Annotated in this window: 14 protein-coding genes; 9 read left to right on the plus strand and 5 right to left on the minus strand. The window is 40.9% G+C overall.

All coding sequences use genetic code 11. The features are described 5' to 3' along the window. Positions 1–155 precede the first annotated feature (155 nt). A complete protein-coding gene (locus C6Y07_RS15235; RefSeq protein WP_060595459.1) occupies positions 156–593 on the minus strand; it encodes a MarR family winged helix-turn-helix transcriptional regulator in 438 nt (145 codons plus the stop codon). A 262-nt stretch (positions 594–855) separates the two neighbouring features. On the opposite strand from C6Y07_RS15235, the gene C6Y07_RS15240 reads away from it, so the two are divergent. The 5 genes from C6Y07_RS15240 (at position 856) to C6Y07_RS15260 (ending at position 5,853) form a co-directional block, all read left to right on the plus strand. Beyond that, a complete protein-coding gene (locus C6Y07_RS15240) occupies positions 856–2,364 on the plus strand; it encodes a class I adenylate-forming enzyme family protein (RefSeq protein WP_060595460.1) in 1,509 nt (502 codons plus the stop codon). A gap of 66 nt (positions 2,365–2,430) precedes the next feature. Next, entirely contained in the window at positions 2,431–3,813 is a 1,383-nt protein-coding gene (locus tag C6Y07_RS15245) for an amino acid permease (RefSeq protein WP_060595461.1), read from the plus strand. A gap of 101 nt (positions 3,814–3,914) precedes the next feature. Then, positions 3,915–4,280 carry a VOC family protein gene (locus tag C6Y07_RS15250; RefSeq protein WP_058015219.1) on the plus strand — a complete coding sequence of 122 codons (366 nt, stop codon included), beginning with the start codon at positions 3,915–3,917 and terminating at the stop codon, positions 4,278–4,280. Between the two features lie 130 nt (positions 4,281–4,410). Next, a complete protein-coding gene (locus C6Y07_RS15255; protein WP_034664284.1) occupies positions 4,411–4,749 on the plus strand; it encodes a DUF4288 domain-containing protein in 339 nt (112 codons plus the stop codon). Between the two features lie 243 nt (positions 4,750–4,992). Beyond that, positions 4,993–5,853 (plus strand): alpha/beta fold hydrolase, encoded by an 861-nt coding sequence (locus C6Y07_RS15260; RefSeq protein ID WP_060595462.1) that lies wholly within the window; start codon positions 4,993–4,995, stop codon positions 5,851–5,853. Positions 5,854–5,892: 39 nt separating this feature from the next. Here C6Y07_RS15260 and C6Y07_RS15265 read toward each other — a convergent pair whose 3' ends face one another. After that, positions 5,893–7,308, minus strand: coding sequence for an alanine/glycine:cation symporter family protein (locus C6Y07_RS15265; protein ID WP_060595463.1), 1,416 nt, complete (start codon positions 7,306–7,308; stop codon positions 5,893–5,895). A 31-nt stretch (positions 7,309–7,339) separates the two neighbouring features. Then, complete coding sequence (locus C6Y07_RS15270) at positions 7,340–8,320, minus strand: glutaminase (RefSeq protein ID WP_106156997.1); 981 nt, start codon at positions 8,318–8,320, stop codon at positions 7,340–7,342. A 517-nt stretch (positions 8,321–8,837) separates the two neighbouring features. Here C6Y07_RS15270 and C6Y07_RS15275 point away from each other — a divergent pair. The 3 genes from C6Y07_RS15275 to C6Y07_RS15285 all read left to right on the plus strand — a co-directional run bounded on the left by C6Y07_RS15275 (position 8,838) and on the right by C6Y07_RS15285 (position 12,347). Continuing rightward, positions 8,838–10,124 carry an ATP-binding protein gene (locus C6Y07_RS15275; protein WP_060595464.1) on the plus strand — a complete coding sequence of 429 codons (1,287 nt, stop codon included), beginning with the start codon at positions 8,838–8,840 and terminating at the stop codon, positions 10,122–10,124. A gap of 4 nt (positions 10,125–10,128) precedes the next feature. Beyond that, positions 10,129–11,070: a response regulator gene (locus tag C6Y07_RS15280; RefSeq protein WP_060595465.1), complete on the plus strand. Its 942-nt coding sequence runs from the start codon at positions 10,129–10,131 to the stop codon at positions 11,068–11,070. 191 nt (positions 11,071–11,261) lie between these two features. Continuing rightward, positions 11,262–12,347, plus strand: a complete 1,086-nt coding sequence (locus C6Y07_RS15285) for an SEC-C metal-binding domain-containing protein (RefSeq protein WP_106156998.1) — start codon at positions 11,262–11,264, stop codon at positions 12,345–12,347. Positions 12,348–12,400: 53 nt separating this feature from the next. Here the strand turns inward: C6Y07_RS15285 and C6Y07_RS15290 are convergent, their stop codons facing one another. Further along, complete coding sequence (locus tag C6Y07_RS15290; RefSeq protein WP_066031374.1) at positions 12,401–13,441, minus strand: DUF4352 domain-containing protein; 1,041 nt, start codon at positions 13,439–13,441, stop codon at positions 12,401–12,403. 455 nt (positions 13,442–13,896) lie between these two features. Between C6Y07_RS15290 and C6Y07_RS15295 the strand changes: the two genes are divergently transcribed. Continuing rightward, the gene (locus C6Y07_RS15295; protein ID WP_060595468.1) at positions 13,897–14,826 is read left to right on the plus strand and encodes an aldo/keto reductase; all 930 of its coding nucleotides are present in this window, start codon (positions 13,897–13,899) and stop codon (positions 14,824–14,826) included. A 31-nt stretch (positions 14,827–14,857) separates the two neighbouring features. On the opposite strand, the gene C6Y07_RS15300 is transcribed toward C6Y07_RS15295, so the two are convergent. Next, entirely contained in the window at positions 14,858–15,823 is a 966-nt protein-coding gene (locus C6Y07_RS15300; protein WP_066031373.1) for a sensor histidine kinase, read from the minus strand. Between the last annotated feature and the right edge of the window lie 8 nt (positions 15,824–15,831).

Raw genomic sequence — 15,831 nt, forward strand, 5'->3', positions numbered from 1 at the left:
GGGTGTCAGTCCTGCGTGCCGGTGCTTACGAATGTAAATTCGCTCCGCTCCGGTACTCGTCCTTCCTAGGGCTGCAAAGGTTTTCTATCACGCTGAAAAGAAGACAAAGGGCATTTTAGCCCTTTGTCAAAAAATCTAAAGGCTTAGGAGTATTCCTAAGCCTTTAATGTGTGCTCGTCCATCATTTTTTCGATTAATTCAAAAAATGTTTTTTTATCTTCTTCTGAAAGATGGTTGAACAGCTGATTGACAAGCAGCTGGCGGTTATCAATCATTTGTTTTGCGATTTGTTCACCTGATTCAGAGAGTGTAATCCATACAGTACGGCGGTCATTATTATTTCGAGAGCGGATAATCAGCCCTTCATCTTCTAAGTGATTGAGAGCGGTTGTTGTTGCAGAGGGAGATAATGAAACTTCCTGCAGAATATTTTTCACAGTACATGATTGATGGCGATAAATGATGCGTAAAATAAACCCTTTCACATTCGTGACGTTTTTCGGGATGTTCTCTTCATCTATTTGCTTCGTCGCCTTTAAATACTTTGTCAGCGCATGGTCTAATAAACTTGCCTCTAGCTCGAAATGTTGCATTCTCCATACCTCTTTTCCTATTGCGTTCGCATTTTCCGATCAATTACTAGGTCTATCTTATCATAATAGTTATCATCATTTAAACCAAAATGGAAGACGGCTATAAAATTACCTATATTATCAATTAATATAAAGAACAATTCCAAAATGAAATGATTTTACTTTCAGCTGGTTTTATTTTAGAATGTGAATGAGATAAAATCTGCCAACCCCATTCACTGGAAATTGGCTATTGTAAATCAAACGTTTGGAGATGAAGATATTGAATACTTTACAGGCATTACTTAACGACAGAATGGAACGCTCTTCACAAATTGAAGCGGTAACTGGCGGGGGTGTGTCTTATACATTTGAAGAATATGCAAAACGCATTGACCAGCTCGCTCATTACTTATATCAAAAGGGGATTCGAAAAGGAGACCGCGTTTGCTTTATTTGTCAAAACCATCATCACTTTTCAACGATTATGCTGGCAGCCATCAAAGCAGGTGCAGTCGCAGTTCCGCTTAGCTGGCAGCTTACTTCTTTTGAGCTGGAAGGTATTTTGAAAAAAGCAGAGCCAAAGGCTTTATTTTTTGACCGTGAATTCCGTGACATCATTGCGGCAGTGAATGTGTCTTTAGAAGATTGTCTGATGGTGGAATCCGGTGCCAATGCGAAAACAACCCAGCTGTTTGAAGACATTTTGGCTTCAAATGATGGAAGTCATCTTGCTGATGAGGTATCAGAAGAGGATTTAGCGATGATTTTATTCACTTCTGGAACAACGGGCAATCCAAAGGGCTGTATGGTCGGGCATGGACGAATTTATCAATTTTTAACAAGACATGGGAATCGAGGATTTGATCTGAAAGGAAAACGGTACTTGGCGAGTCATCCGCTGTATCATATGAGTTCAATTAATCATCTGATCGCAGCTGCGATTGAAGGGTATACGCTTGTCTTCTTACATGATGCAACACCGAAACGCATTTTAGAAACGATTGAGAAAGAAAGAATTACGTTCATGATGGCTTTCCCATCAGCTTACACGTACATGCTAGAAGAAATGAAACGCGGTTCGTACGATCTCTCATCTTTTGAAATTGCGATTTCTGGCGGTACGAAGGTGCCGGTACGCTTAATTAAAGATTACAAAGAAGCAGGCATTCAGATGATGCATGGCTATGGAAGTACGGAAGCATGGATTGTCAGTGCGTGGCATCCAGCGATGGGTGAGGATAAAATGGGCTCTGCCGGTAAAGTGGATGCGGATGTAGATGTGAAAATCGTGCATCCTGAGACAGAGGAGACATTGCCAGCAGGAGAAATTGGCGAAGTCGTCATGAGAAGTCCATTTTATTTCCTAGGCTACTATCATCAGCCTGACGCTACTGAGAAGGTGCTGAAAGATGGCTGGTTCCATATGGGGGATGCAGGCTATCTAGATAAAGACGGTTTTCTTTTCATCACAGGCAGATACAAAGATGTGATTCTGTACGGCGGGGATAATATCTATCCTGACCAAGTAGAAGAGATTATTGAACAAATTCCAGGTGTGATTGAGTCAGCTGTCATCGGGGTACCGGACGAATTATATGGGGAAGTGCCAAGTGCGTATATCGTAAAAGACGAATCCTCCGATTTCTCCGAAGAAGATGTGGTGAACTATTGCCAGGAACGTTTGGCAGATTACAAAGTGCCCTCCATTCATTTCACACAGGAGCTGCCAAAAAACAAGCTTGGTAAAATCATGAAGAAAGATTTACGTGAATTGGTTGTGAATGCGTAGTACCTATTCTGCTATAATGAAATTTGAATGATTTTTTGTTTTTCTAACGTTTTGGAGGGAAAGGGTTTGCGACATATTCTTCGTAAGAAACACATTCACGATTTGTTAGAACAGAGCAGGCAGCAAAAGGTAAAGAGAACGCTGGGCGGGCTCGATCTCACGCTCCTTGGTATAGGGGCAGTGATCGGCACGGGGGTCATGGTGTTAACCGGAATTACAGCGGCTAAGGATGCAGGACCGGCTGTCATTTTCTCCTTTGCCATTGCAGCGATTGTGTGCAGTTTGGCAGCACTTTGCTATGCAGAAATGGCTTCAGCGCTGCCTGTATTCGGCAGTGCATACATTTATTCATATACAACGATGGGTGAGCTTGTCGGGCATCTAATGGGATGGACTTTATTGTCCGTTTATATGCTGACTGCTTCAGCTGTCGCCAGTGGCTGGTCGAGTTATTTCAACAGCTTGCTTGAGGGGTTTGGCATTTCGATTCCCCATCAATTTTTAGCGGGGCCAGAACAAGGCGGATATATGAATCTGCCAGCCATTATCATTGCCTTACTGATTGCGTGGATCTTATCTAGAGGAACGAAGGAAAGTAAAAAATTCAATAATATCATGGTGTTTGTGAAACTCGGTATTATTGTTCTTTTCATTGTAGTAGGCGGGTTTTATGTACAGCCATCCAATTGGCAGCCGTTCATGCCATTTGGTGCAGAAGGCGTCATTGCCGGTGCTGCTGCTGTATTTTTTGCCTTTTTAGGATTTGATGCGATTTCTGCTTCTGCGGAAGAGGTGAAAAATCCGCAGCGGAATCTGCCAATTGGCATTATTGGCTCATTACTCATTTGCACGATCATTTACATTGTCGTTTGTTTGATCATGACAGGTATGGTGCACTATACAAAACTGAATGTCACAGAGGCTATGTCCTATGTGCTGCAAAGTGTACATCAAAATAGCGTAGCCGGTATTATTTCTGTCGGTGCGGTCATTGGATTGATGGCTGTGATTTTCGCCAATAATTATGCAGCAACTCGAATTGCCTATGCGATGGGCCGAGACGGTCTTTTGCCTAAAGTGTTTTCGAAAACAAACAAAAGCGATACGCCTGTTGCAAGCATATGGATGATTGGCGGCATGACAGCTGTTATTTCAGGGTTTATTGATTTAAAGGACTTGTCGAATTTAGCGAATATCGGTGCTTTATTGACGTTTGCAATGGTGAGTTTATCTGTGCTCATTTTGAGAAAGACACATCAGCAGCTTGAGAGGGGATTCCGGGTTCCATTTGTGCCGGTCTTGCCGATTATCTCAATGGGCTGCTGCTTGTTCCTTATGCTCAACTTACCAGGCCGGACGTGGCTTTACTTTGGTGTTTGGCTGTTAATCGGTGTCGTCATGTACGCAGCGTATTCAAACAAACATAGTGAATTAGCGAAAGCTTCATGAGAAAAAGGTGCAAATCCGTTGACGATTTGTGCCTTTTTTCATACGATTTGGGATAAGCTATAAAAGAGAAGATGGACGGAAACAAGAGGAGGATGAAGGGTATGATTAGCGTTAGTCCTTATATTGTGGTAGACGATGTGAAGGAATCTCTTCAATATTATCAAGGAATTTTTGGCGGAGATATTCATATTTTAAATGAACATCAAGACCGTGTGCTGCATGCGGAACTTCACCTTGGAGAATCATTGCTTCACTTTTCAGATACGTTTGGCCGCACACCAAAGCCCGAACATCTCAGATTGATTATGCAGTTTGACAATGAAGAAGAACTAAAGGCTGTATATGAAGCGCTAGAAGCTGATGGAGATGTACTGGTCGAATTACAGGATACGTTCTTTGGCGCACTTCACGGACAAGTACAGGACCGCAAAAATGGGTTGATCTGGGTGCTGAATTATATGAAATAGATGAAGACAAAGAGCTAAATAAAGATCATGCAATGATATAAAAATAAAAAATGATTGTGGACACAGCAACCTCAAAAAACTATTCCCTTATATTTACCTTAAATCTATTGAATATCCAGGTGATAAATCTATGTATGATCTCTTTTCAGCAAAATTATTGTTTGAATCCATACCGTCTCCCAAAGTTAGACCTGATAAGATATTTGAAGAAAGAATCGTATTAATCAAAGCAAAAGATCAAGATGAAGTTAAAAAAATTATAGAAAAAAGTTTTCCAGAAGAAACATTTGGAAATGGGGATTACGGACAAACAACAAAAAAATTAGTAGCAATCCTAGATATATTTGAACTTGTAGACAATTTAGAAGAAGAACCACTTCACTTAAGTGAAGTGTATTGTCGTTATCTTTCATTTGATGAAGAAATATCTCCAAAAGAAGCAATAGAAAAATATTCTCTAGATAAATAAAAATCGTAAAAAAAGCAGACTGATTAGAGTCTGCTTTTTTAGTTATTTAGTCATTTAGCACAAATACATATCTTCTCTGTTTCTTTCGCAATAAGGCACCAATTCGCTGTTCAAGGATCCTTGGTCAAAATTCTAAGACCTTCACTATTGTGAAGGTTTTTTTGGGAGTGTTTTTATTTTCTGAAAAATGGAAAATATGCTATGTTGGAAGAATAAAAGAACAAGGAGAAGGGTGGCAAAGGGATGGAGCAAATTGAATTTCAATCGATCCAAACAAATGGTGTAACACTTCACACAGCAATGGCTGGACCTGAGAATGGCCCGCTGCTTGTACTGCTGCACGGGTTTCCTGAGTTCTGGTACGGCTGGAAGAACCAAATCATGCCCCTCGCTGAGGCAGGCTATCGTGTCGTCGTTCCTGATCAAAGGGGCTACCATCTAAGTGATAAGCCAGAAGGAATCGAATCCTACGTATTAGATCAACTGAGAGATGATATCGTAGGGCTGATTAAGACGCTTAGTCCGAATCAAAAGGCGATTGTGGGTGGTCATGATTGGGGCGGAGCAGTTGCTTGGCATTTGGCATCCACACGTTCTCAATATGTAGAGAAATTAATCATTGTCAACATGCCGCATCCGCGGGTCATGATGAAGGTTCTTCCGTTTTATCCCCCGCAGTGGAAGAAAAGCTCCTATATCGCTTTCTTTCAGCTTCCGAATGTGCCAGAGGCAGCACTTCAAGAAAATCACTACCAACGGCTGGATGAAGCCATTGGGCTGTCTGCACGACCACACCTATTTACAAAAGAAGATGTATCAAGATATAAGCTGGCTTGGACGCAGCCAGGTGCCATGACCTCAATGCTGAATTGGTACCGCGCCATCAAAAAAGGCGGCTTTGAAAAGCCGATATCTAAACGCATTTTAGTACCTGTTCGCATGATCTGGGGGATGGAGGACAAGTTTTTAAGCAGAAAGCTGGCGAAGGAATCGATGAAGATTTGCCCAAATGGTCAGCTGATTTTTGTCGATGATGCATCTCATTGGATCAATCATGAAAAGCCAGAAGTGGTGAACAAACTCATACTCGAATTTTTGAACTAAAGAAAAAAGCTCTGGTCAGACGACCAGAGCTTTTGTGATTTATCCGATATGATTCTTTTTCAACGAAGCAGGTTCGTCGTCCCAGCATTCAATGTTCTCATTGTTTGGAACGGCATTTTTATAAAAGACTGGATCTTTCCCCTCTTTTTTCTGCCGTGAATAATCCTTTAATGCTGCAAAGGCGACTTTAGACAGCATGGTAATGGCAATGAGGTTGACGATGACCATTAACCCCATAAACAGGTCGGCAAGATTCCAAACAAAAGGAACACTTGCTACAGCACCGAATAAAACCATGACAATTACCGCAATACGGTATCCAATCAACCATGCTTTGCTTGATTTAAGGAACTCAATGTTCGTTTCCCCATAGTAATAATTCCCGATCAGCGTACTAAACGCAAATAAGAAAACCATAATGGCAAGAACACCAGAAGCCCAAGGACCGATGTGTTCACTCAAAGATGCTTGAGTGAGCTCAATACCTGTTAATTTTGTCGTTTTATATGCACTTGAGAAAAGGACGATAAAGGCAGTACTTGTACAAATAATCAGGGTATCAATTAAGACACCAAATGCTTGAATCAGTCCTTGCTTCACAGGGTGGCTCGTCACGGCAGCTGCAGCAGCGTTTGGTGCGCTACCCATCCCTGCTTCGTTTGAGAATAGACCCCGTTTGATTCCTTCCATAATGACGGCACCCATCGTACCACCTGCAAACTGCTCAATACCGAATGCATGTGAAATAATAGTATGGACAACACCAGGCAGTTCAGTAATGTTTGTAATCATGACAAAAAGAGCAATACCAATATATGCGACAGCTAAGAAGACCACAATGTATTCTGCCATCTTGGCAATCGTTTTGACCCCGCCGAAAATGATGATACTAAATCCAATAGCCATAATGACGCCTACGACCAAACGATTTGTGCCAAATGAATTTTCAAAAGCAATGGTAATGGTGTTCGACTGTACAGCATTAAAGACAATACCGAAAGAAATGGTGATTAATACAGCAAACAAAATCCCCATCCAGCGTTTCTTTAAGCCTCTTTCAATATAGTAAGCGGGACCACCGCGAAAGCCTGATGCATCTTTTACTTTATACACTTGGGCAAGCGTACTTTCAACAAAGCTTGACGCGGAACCGATAATGGCTAGGATCCACATCCAAAAAATAGCGCCAGGACCACCCATGGCAATTGCGATCGCAATCCCAGTAATGTTCCCAGTTCCAACCCGAGCCGCCATACTAATAGCAAAGGCTTGGAATGGTGATACGCCAGATTTTTGTTTATTTGTTCCTTCTTTCAGAACGATCACCATTTCCTTAAGCATACGCACTTGAAGGAAACGAGACCTGAATGTGAAATAAAGGCCGACAAGAATTAATAGTGCAACAATAATATATGACCATAGAAAACCATTTGTTGTTGTTAATAAACCATTCATAACATCACCTCTTCTAATTCATCCTATTTCTTTAAAAAATACTGAGATCCCACTCTTTGGCGAGCTTTTTCAGCATCATGACACCGGTAATACTATTTCCACAATCGTCAATGGCGGGACCATAAATACCGATTCCACAGCCTGTCTGAAACGGGAATTCTCTTCTTGCGCTTGGCGGAACGCAAGCCATAATTCCTCCAGACACACCACTTTTGGCTGGTACGCCTACGAAAGCAGCAAAATTACCTGATGCATTATACATGCCGCATGTCAGCATCAATGCCTTTGTTAGTCTTGCGATATCTTTTGGGATGACTTGGACTTGTTTAAAGGGATGGTAGCCATCACTTGAAATAATTAGTCCAATCAAGGCGATGTCCTCAGTTGTGACCTCGATGGAACATTGCTTTAAATACACTTCTAATGTGTCCTCGACATCTGATTCTAAGTAATTGGTTTCTTTTAAGTAATAAGCAAGAGCACGGTTGCGGTGCGCAGTTGCCCATTCTGATTGATAAACCTCTTCATTAACAGATGGACGCTTTCCTATTAAGTTTTCGATTAAATCGAAAATATATGCTAGCTTTTCTGTAGAAGTCTTTCCGGGAAGGATGGAGGATACGGTAATAGCTCCAGCATTAATCATTGGATTAAAGGGCTTCCCCGGTTTATGCATCTCAAGGCGGTAGATGGAATTAAATGCATCACCAGTTGGCTCTACATCTACCCGATCCAAGACGTAAGGAACGCCTCTTCCTAAACAGGCAGCTATAAAGCTGATGACTTTTGAGATACTTTGCAGGGTAAAGGGAACGTCCCAATCACCATATCGTACAGATGATCCATCTGGGCCTATCACGCTGATACCAAGTTGAGAGGAATTCACTTTTCCGAGTGCTGGAATGTAGCCAGCATTCTGCCCGTTTTTGTAATACGGACGTATTTTTTCTGCCCATTGATCAACAGAAGACTGGCATGCGTGTTGTGTATTATTAGAAATTGCTGTTTTCATACGATTCCTCCAATCAAAAATCAAAAAGTACCCTATTGAATTGGCGGATGACAAAAAATGCGATCAAATAGGCACGAAAACATGTTACACATCTTCAAAGAACTTGTCATGCGCTGCTTGTACCACTCCTTTACACCTAAATATATGTTCAATTGAAGGCTTTGGCGGCGAAAAAACAAAAAGGGTTTTTAGTGAAAATTCAGAAAACGCTTACATATAGTTTCACTAAAATTGTTCATTCAATTTATCTTGGAAACTACACAATCTGACGAAAATCTACAGAAAAACTTACAAATAAAAATCGGTTTGTCGATGATTGTCTAAACAATTCCCATTATTGTAGACAATCACCAAAACACTGAATAGCTGAAAGGTCACCATGCCGCCTCGGAGAATAGTCATAAAAAAGGATTTTGGGGAAAGAAGGAGCTGTGAAAATTATTTTTTTGCACATTGTGAAGAAAAGAGTCTCCTTGTATACTGTGGCTATGCAAAAAGGGGAAGGGATGTCAGTCATTTGAGTTTAAACCAGCTTGTCAAAAAAGACGCATTCATTTTAATTTTTATGGTGGTTATTGTGCCGCTTGCAGGAGAACTGAAGTTTTATCCTGTGAATGAGACGTTCCGGATCAGCTTTGGCGCACCTGCGTTTTTCTTTTGTTTATTACTCTTAAGGAAATCTAGACCGTTTTTGCCTGGGTTTTTAACAGGCGCAGCCATTGTGCTTTTTCGAGTAGGCTTAGATCTGATTCAGCATCATGCTGATCTCGCTGCATCATTTTATCAGCAATTCCCAAGTTTCTTCTTCTATTTTACATATGCTTTCCTGTTTTTTGCCGTCCGTACGGGACGTTTTAAACAGCGCTCTATTTTTATTGGGATCATTGGTCTCATGATCGAATTAGTAGCTGATTTTGTTGAGCTGTTTGTACAATTTTTAGTGTTTGATACGACGATGACATTATCAAAGCTGAGTGATATGTTTCTCATTGCGTTTGCTCACAGCTTTGTGGTAATCAGCTTTTTTAATATGATGAAGCTGTACGAGGCACAATCAAGAGAGAAGCAGATCATGAAACAAAATGAGCATATGATGATGGTCATTTCAAATTTATATGAAGAAACGGTTCATTTAAAGAAAACGTTAAAACATACAGAGCATATTACGCAAGAATCATACAGACTTTATCGTCTGCTGCATGAACACGAAGCAGGCAAGAAAGTGAGTCAGGAGCTGTTGAAGCTCGCAGGAGAAATCCATGAAGTGAAAAAGGACAATCAGCGTATTTATGCTGGTCTTTCGAAGCTAATTTCTAAGGAAAATATGCAAGACTATATGAAGGCTGAAGAGCTGGTTCAGATTGTCATCCGCATTCAAGAGAAATATGCGTTATCTCTAGGAAAAAACATCTCTTTTACATCTGATATAAGGGGCATTCATTTGCATGATTACCATGTGTTCATTTTCTTATCGCTGATTAATAATTTAATGGCAAATGCGGTTGAAGCCATAAAGGATACTGGAATGATCTCACTCGTATTAAAAGGAAGTCATGATAAAATAGAGATTCGGATTGAAGATGATGGCCCGGGGATTCCTGAAAAAATGAGAGAAATTGTATTTGATCCAGGCTATACTTCTAAATTTGATGCATATGGAACACCATCAACTGGGATTGGCTTATCCTATGTGAAAGAGCTGGTTAAAGAGCTTGGCGGTACAATTAAAATCGAACAAAGAGAAACAAAGGGAACAGCTTTTCAGCTACTCCTTCCTATACAAAATTTAATACAGAGAGGGTGAGTGTATGCGATTTTTCATTGCAGATGATGATCGTGCAATACGCTCGATTTTAGGACAAATCATTGAGGATGAAGATTTGGGAGAGGTCGTGGATGAAGCCGATGACGGAGTTGGATTAGAAGCACATTCATTAAACCTAAAAAAAATAGACATCCTTCTGATTGACCTTTTAATGCCTGCTAGAGACGGCATTCAAACGATTCGTCATATTCACCCTGAATTCAAAGGTAAAATCATGATGATTTCCCAAGTAGAGGCGAAAGAGATGATGGCAGAAGCCTATGAATTAGGGATCGAATATTATATTCATAAACCTGTCAATCGAATTGAGATCGTCAGTGTGATTCGAAAAGTCATGGAGCGTATTAAGCTGGAGAAATCGATATATGATATTCAAGCTTCCCTTCGCCATGTGCTGCCGTTAGAGCCTGTAATTTCTCATGATACGACGGGTGCTGGGGCGAAAAAAAGGACGATGAAAGAGGCAGGGGAATTTCTCTTATCCGAACTAGGAATTGTCGGAGAGAGCGGTTCTAAGGATTTACTAGAGATCCTGATCTACTTACATGAAACACAGTCAGCCAATTCTCATGAGGTCAATTTCCCGCCGCTAAAGCAGCTCTTTATCAAAACAGCGGAGAGGAAGCTGGATCATGGAGCAACCGATGTAGAAGTGATGAGGGAAGTGAAAGCGGCAGAGCAGCGGATTAGACGAGCTATTCACCATTCCTTGAATCATTTTGCTTCACTAGGATTAACAGATTTTTCGAATCCTAAATTTGAGCACTATGCGTCGAAGTTTTTTGACTTTACCGATGTCAGCCAAAGAATGAAAGAGATGCAGAAGACCTCTTCATCCGCAGGATCGACGGGCAGAGTCAATACGAAGAAGTTTGTTCAAATCTTTTATTTTGAAGCAAAGCAGTTATTTGAGGGAATGAGCTGAAGAAAATCTGTTGGAATGATTGGAAAAAATAAACAGAAAAAGACCGCTATTCCTATGATCTGTCGTGATCTTTATGTATCTTTGTTATTTAACTGATCATTCTGATTTTTCTTTTTTCTTGAAAATAAAACTCTCCTGTGCAATCGTTTGTTAAAATAGTGAGGTTAGACTAGAATGTCGGAGGTTTTATTTTGGGAAAAATTAAACGAAATGCGCTCTGCCCATGCGGAAGCGGAAAAAAATATAAACATTGCTGTGGTCAAAAGTCAGGCGGTGAACAAACGTCTGAGCTTGTGTTTAAGGAAGCTGTACAAGTTCAAAAGGATTTAATGAATTATGCTTTCTCTAAGCATCAGAGAGCCATCAATCAATTCATTAATGAGTTTTCTTTCCTTGCAGATATGGATAAAGAAACGCAACAAATTTCAGTTTTCCATTTGAGTGTATGGGGCATTTTCTTCCGTCCATTAACGGATCAGAAAGAAACCATCTTCCAAGAATTTCTGACAAAGAAAGCAGAGGATATTACCCGTCCGAAAACAAAACAAGTGGTTCAATCATGGACAAACATGGAACCATCTTTGCTTTTATTAAATGAAAAAACGGACGAGTCTCTTTACTTTGAGAATATGGTGACAGCTGAGAAGGTTGAAGTAGATGTAAAACCGGATCAAACAGTCTTGCCTGAAAAAGGAAGTCTCGTGCTTGGATTCCCTGTTCAATTTGAAGAAAAAGCAGAGTTTTTCATTCAATATACGATGTTTGCGAAAGAGTTTACAGATACGCTTCTTCTTCAGGTTCGTCAGCTTGTTGAAGCATATGAGGCAAATGGAGGGGCACGCAGTACATTTATGAGAGAATCATTCCCTGACGTGCTGAAGTGCATGTTTGCGAAGCAAGAAGTAGAAGAATCAGAAACATCTGCTCAAACAGAAGGTGATACTGGTCTATCAGCAGATCGTATGGACTGGGCAAGTGACGTTCAGCTGGAAACAGCTAAGCTGATTGAAGACGGAATGAAGGAACACGGTGATCAAAGCCTGACAGATGGCGCTTTAACTGTGTGGAAAGCCTATTGTGATCAGAAATCACCTGTGATCCGTAAAGCAGCATCATTTGCTGCGGGAATCGAATATTACATTCATTCACTTGCAAGCGATGCCCCGCTTTCTCAATCGCAAATAGCGAAAAAGTATGGCATTAGTGCGTCTACTGTATCGAGCCGTTTTAAAGATATTGAAAAAGCGGTGAAAGAAGAGCAAGAGGCGACTGTATAGCATAATAGAAAAGACGCGGCACCTTCATGGGCCAGCGTCTTTTTTGTTGATGCTTATCTTGTTTTAATAAAACCGCTCATGTACTGCGATGTATTATAATCGTTGAGGTCAATTTTCCACTGACCATCCCCATTACGTTTCATTTTCACTTCGTATTCAGCTGGGCTGGAGACTGGGGGAAGCTTCTCGAATTCAGACGCGTACATGTCTAAGCTTTTCTTATACAATTCTTCTTTAGAGCGGATCTTGCCGTTGTAAAACTCGTCTCTTTGCTTGTCTAGCTTGTCTTTTAAGTTAGAAGCATCAATGCCTGTTACTTGAGCGACAACCTTCGCCTCGTCATCAGAGATGGTTTTCACACTTGTTTCTACTTTGGCTTTATCCTTCATGGTGTTTTGAATGCGTTTATACATAGACAGAATATCACGATCACTTACTTCATTTCCGTACATTCCGGCACTTCTTTTGAAGTCTTTGACAAACATTTCGTGGTATTTATTGACGACATCCGATTGGTTGTCACCTGTTAAATCGGCAAATTGATCGTTCTTTTTGTCAAAGACAATCATATCGGTATAAGCGGATAGCGCCTTTGCAGGGTTATCCAGCTTTTTCGCTGTATCCAGTATTTTGTTTCCATCTAGGTTGATTTCGATCGAATCACTGTTTTTCTTGATGCTGTCTTGGTACACGAACTGATATTTTTTCCCTTTGTCTACTAGGAAATAAAGAGCACCTGATTGTGATTTGCCTTTGTTCAATGAACCGAGGTCAAGGCGGTCTTTACTGCCGTAAAATTTTAAATCAGATACTTTGGCATCGTCCTGATAAAGGGAGAAGTCAGAGTTATATAATGAAAGGGCTTTGTCACCTTTGTTTGTGATCGTCAAGTTGACTTTTAAAACCAATTCATTGTCTCTTAGCGTAGTTGTTGAGTCTTCTGGTAACGTATATTCGTAGCTATTGACTTTTACCTCTGCTGTTTTTGTTGATTTTTGATCAGCGTTGCTTGATTTGGCTGAGCTCTGGCAGGCTGCAGAGATGATCATCACGAATGAAATCATGAGGAGTGCACTTATTTTTTTTAGATTCACAGTTGATGCTCCTTTGCTTTTCTTTCGTCATTTCATTCCCGCTATCTGACTATGAAAAAAGAAACAGATAGAATGGTATATTCGGGTGTTAAAGGGGAAAATCTCCTTATGACGATTTGCACTATTCATTCTATCGAAATTCAATCATGATGAGGAATAGGTTTTAATCCCTATCTTTGAAAGAAATTTACACAAACATCTTTAATAAAAGGAATTTTGTAAGTCTAATATACTAGTTAATAAGAATTAATTTATAGATTTATCATGGGTTTTAAATGTTTTTTAGGTAAAAATCTTGAAGTGAAGGTGTTAATGCTTTTAGAGAGATGACTATACGTCCCTTCATTTTTTCAGCATCTACCTGCTATGTTAATTTTCAGAGAGCAGGATACTTGAATGTTGAAAAGGATTCATGGGAAAATAAGGATGATTAAGCAGATAAGGGAGATGAGCTTTTGAAAAAGGTAACGCTTGGACGAACTGATTTACAGGTGAATCCGATAGGGCTTGGTACGAATGCGGTAGGTGGACATAATTTGTTCCCGAACCTGAGTGAAGATGCCGGACGAGAGCTTGTGGAGACGGCTCTTGATCAAGGTGTCAATTTCTTAGATTCTGCTTTTATTTATGGGCTGGGCCGTTCAGAGGAATTGATCGGTGAGATCATTGCCAAAAGAGGCGGCAGAGAAAACCTTGTCCTTGCGACAAAGGGGGCTCATAAAGAAGTAAACGGACAAATTGAACTGGATAACAGCCGGGACTTTTTAAGAGAGCAGGTCGAAAATAGCCTGAAACGACTGCAAACAGATTATATTGATTTATACTATATGCATTTCCCGGACGGCCGGACGCCGCTGGAAGAAGTAGCAGGCACATTAAAGGAATTGAAGGATGAAGGAAAAATCAGGGCAATTGGTGCATCAAACCTTGATTTTGAACAGCTTCAAGCCTTTAATCGAGATGGCTACTTAGACGTGCTTCAGTCGGAGTATTCTCTGCTGAAACGTGAGGCAGAGCAGGATCTTCTCCCATACTGTGTCGAGCATCGTATTTCCTTTATTCCTTATTTCCCGTTGGCGTCAGGCCTGTTGACTGGGAAATTTACGAAGGATGCGACATTTGATGATATTCGAGCAAAAGACCCGCTTTTCCAAGGCGAGGCGTTCCTGCAAAACCTCGAAAAAGTAGACAAGCTGAAGGCAATTGCACAATCAAAGAACGCTGAAACGGCACACGTCGCACTGGCTTGGCTTTTAGCGCAGGACGGCATCGACGCCATCATTCCAGGTGCAAAACGAGCTGAGCAAGTTCTGCAAAACCTAAAAACAAACGATGTTCAATTAACAAAAGAGGAAATCAATCAAATTGACCACATTTTCTCTTAACATAAAAAAGGTGCTCAGCTGCACCTTTTTTTTATGACATCGTAAGGGGAATTTTGATGACGAGCCGCAAATTTGGAGAACGGTAAGTGAAATCAAGTTTACCGTCTGCCTTTTCAACAAGCTGATGAATGATATACGTCCCCATTCCTTGATGATCGCCGCCTTTTGTCGAGCGCCCATAGGTTTTGAACAAATGGTCTAACACGTGTTTTTCCATTCCTTTTGTGCTGTTCTCACAATGGATTAAAAAGAGCCCGCTCCGAATAGAGGTCGTGATTGAGATGCTTCCCTCGTTCCCGGCTTGCTTCGCTTCAATCGCCGCATCTAGGGCATTATCAAGCAGGTTGCCAGTAAAACTAACCTGATCCGCCTTAGAAAACGGAAGCGATGAAAAAGGTGCTTGAAGGTCTAGTGAAAGGGCAATGTCCTCTTTTTCAGCCCGCTCAAAAAAGGAGTGCAGGGTTGAGGCCAAATAAGCATTTTCTCCTTTAATCCATGGGAAATGTTTCACGTATTGCTGAATCAAATCCTTGATCTCATGTTCGTCGTTCGACGCGGAAAAGGCATTTAAATGTCTAGCTGTTTCATGATGTTTACTGCGCAGCTCAAGCAGCAATTCATTGGTTCTTGATTCTGCGTTGATCAGCTCTTGAAGCCGTCCATTTAACCGTCTCTCCGTCTGCATCATCTTCAATGAAAGGATATCTGCTGTCATGATGATTATAAAAGCCAAAAGAGAGCTCAGCCCATTTCCTTGCGTCAGAAAAAGGGAAAGACCTGCACAGGTGAAGAGCACAAAAGCGCCCAGCATCACATAACCACTCACATGAGGCAAAAACCTTTTGTACATGAAGAATGTATAAAGACAAATCACACAAAAGGTGAGGAGCCACAGCACCCCAGATGATAGCGGCAGAAAAGCTTCAACAGCTGCATGAAATGCAAGACCTAGCCATATGAGAGCATACATGCGGAATCCAAGATAGAAAGCGTTCACGTTCGTTC

It is taken from the genome of Bacillus sp. LNXM12-1 (genome assembly GCF_003004375.1).
GTDB lineage: Bacteria > Bacillota > Bacilli > Bacillales > Bacillaceae > Bacillus.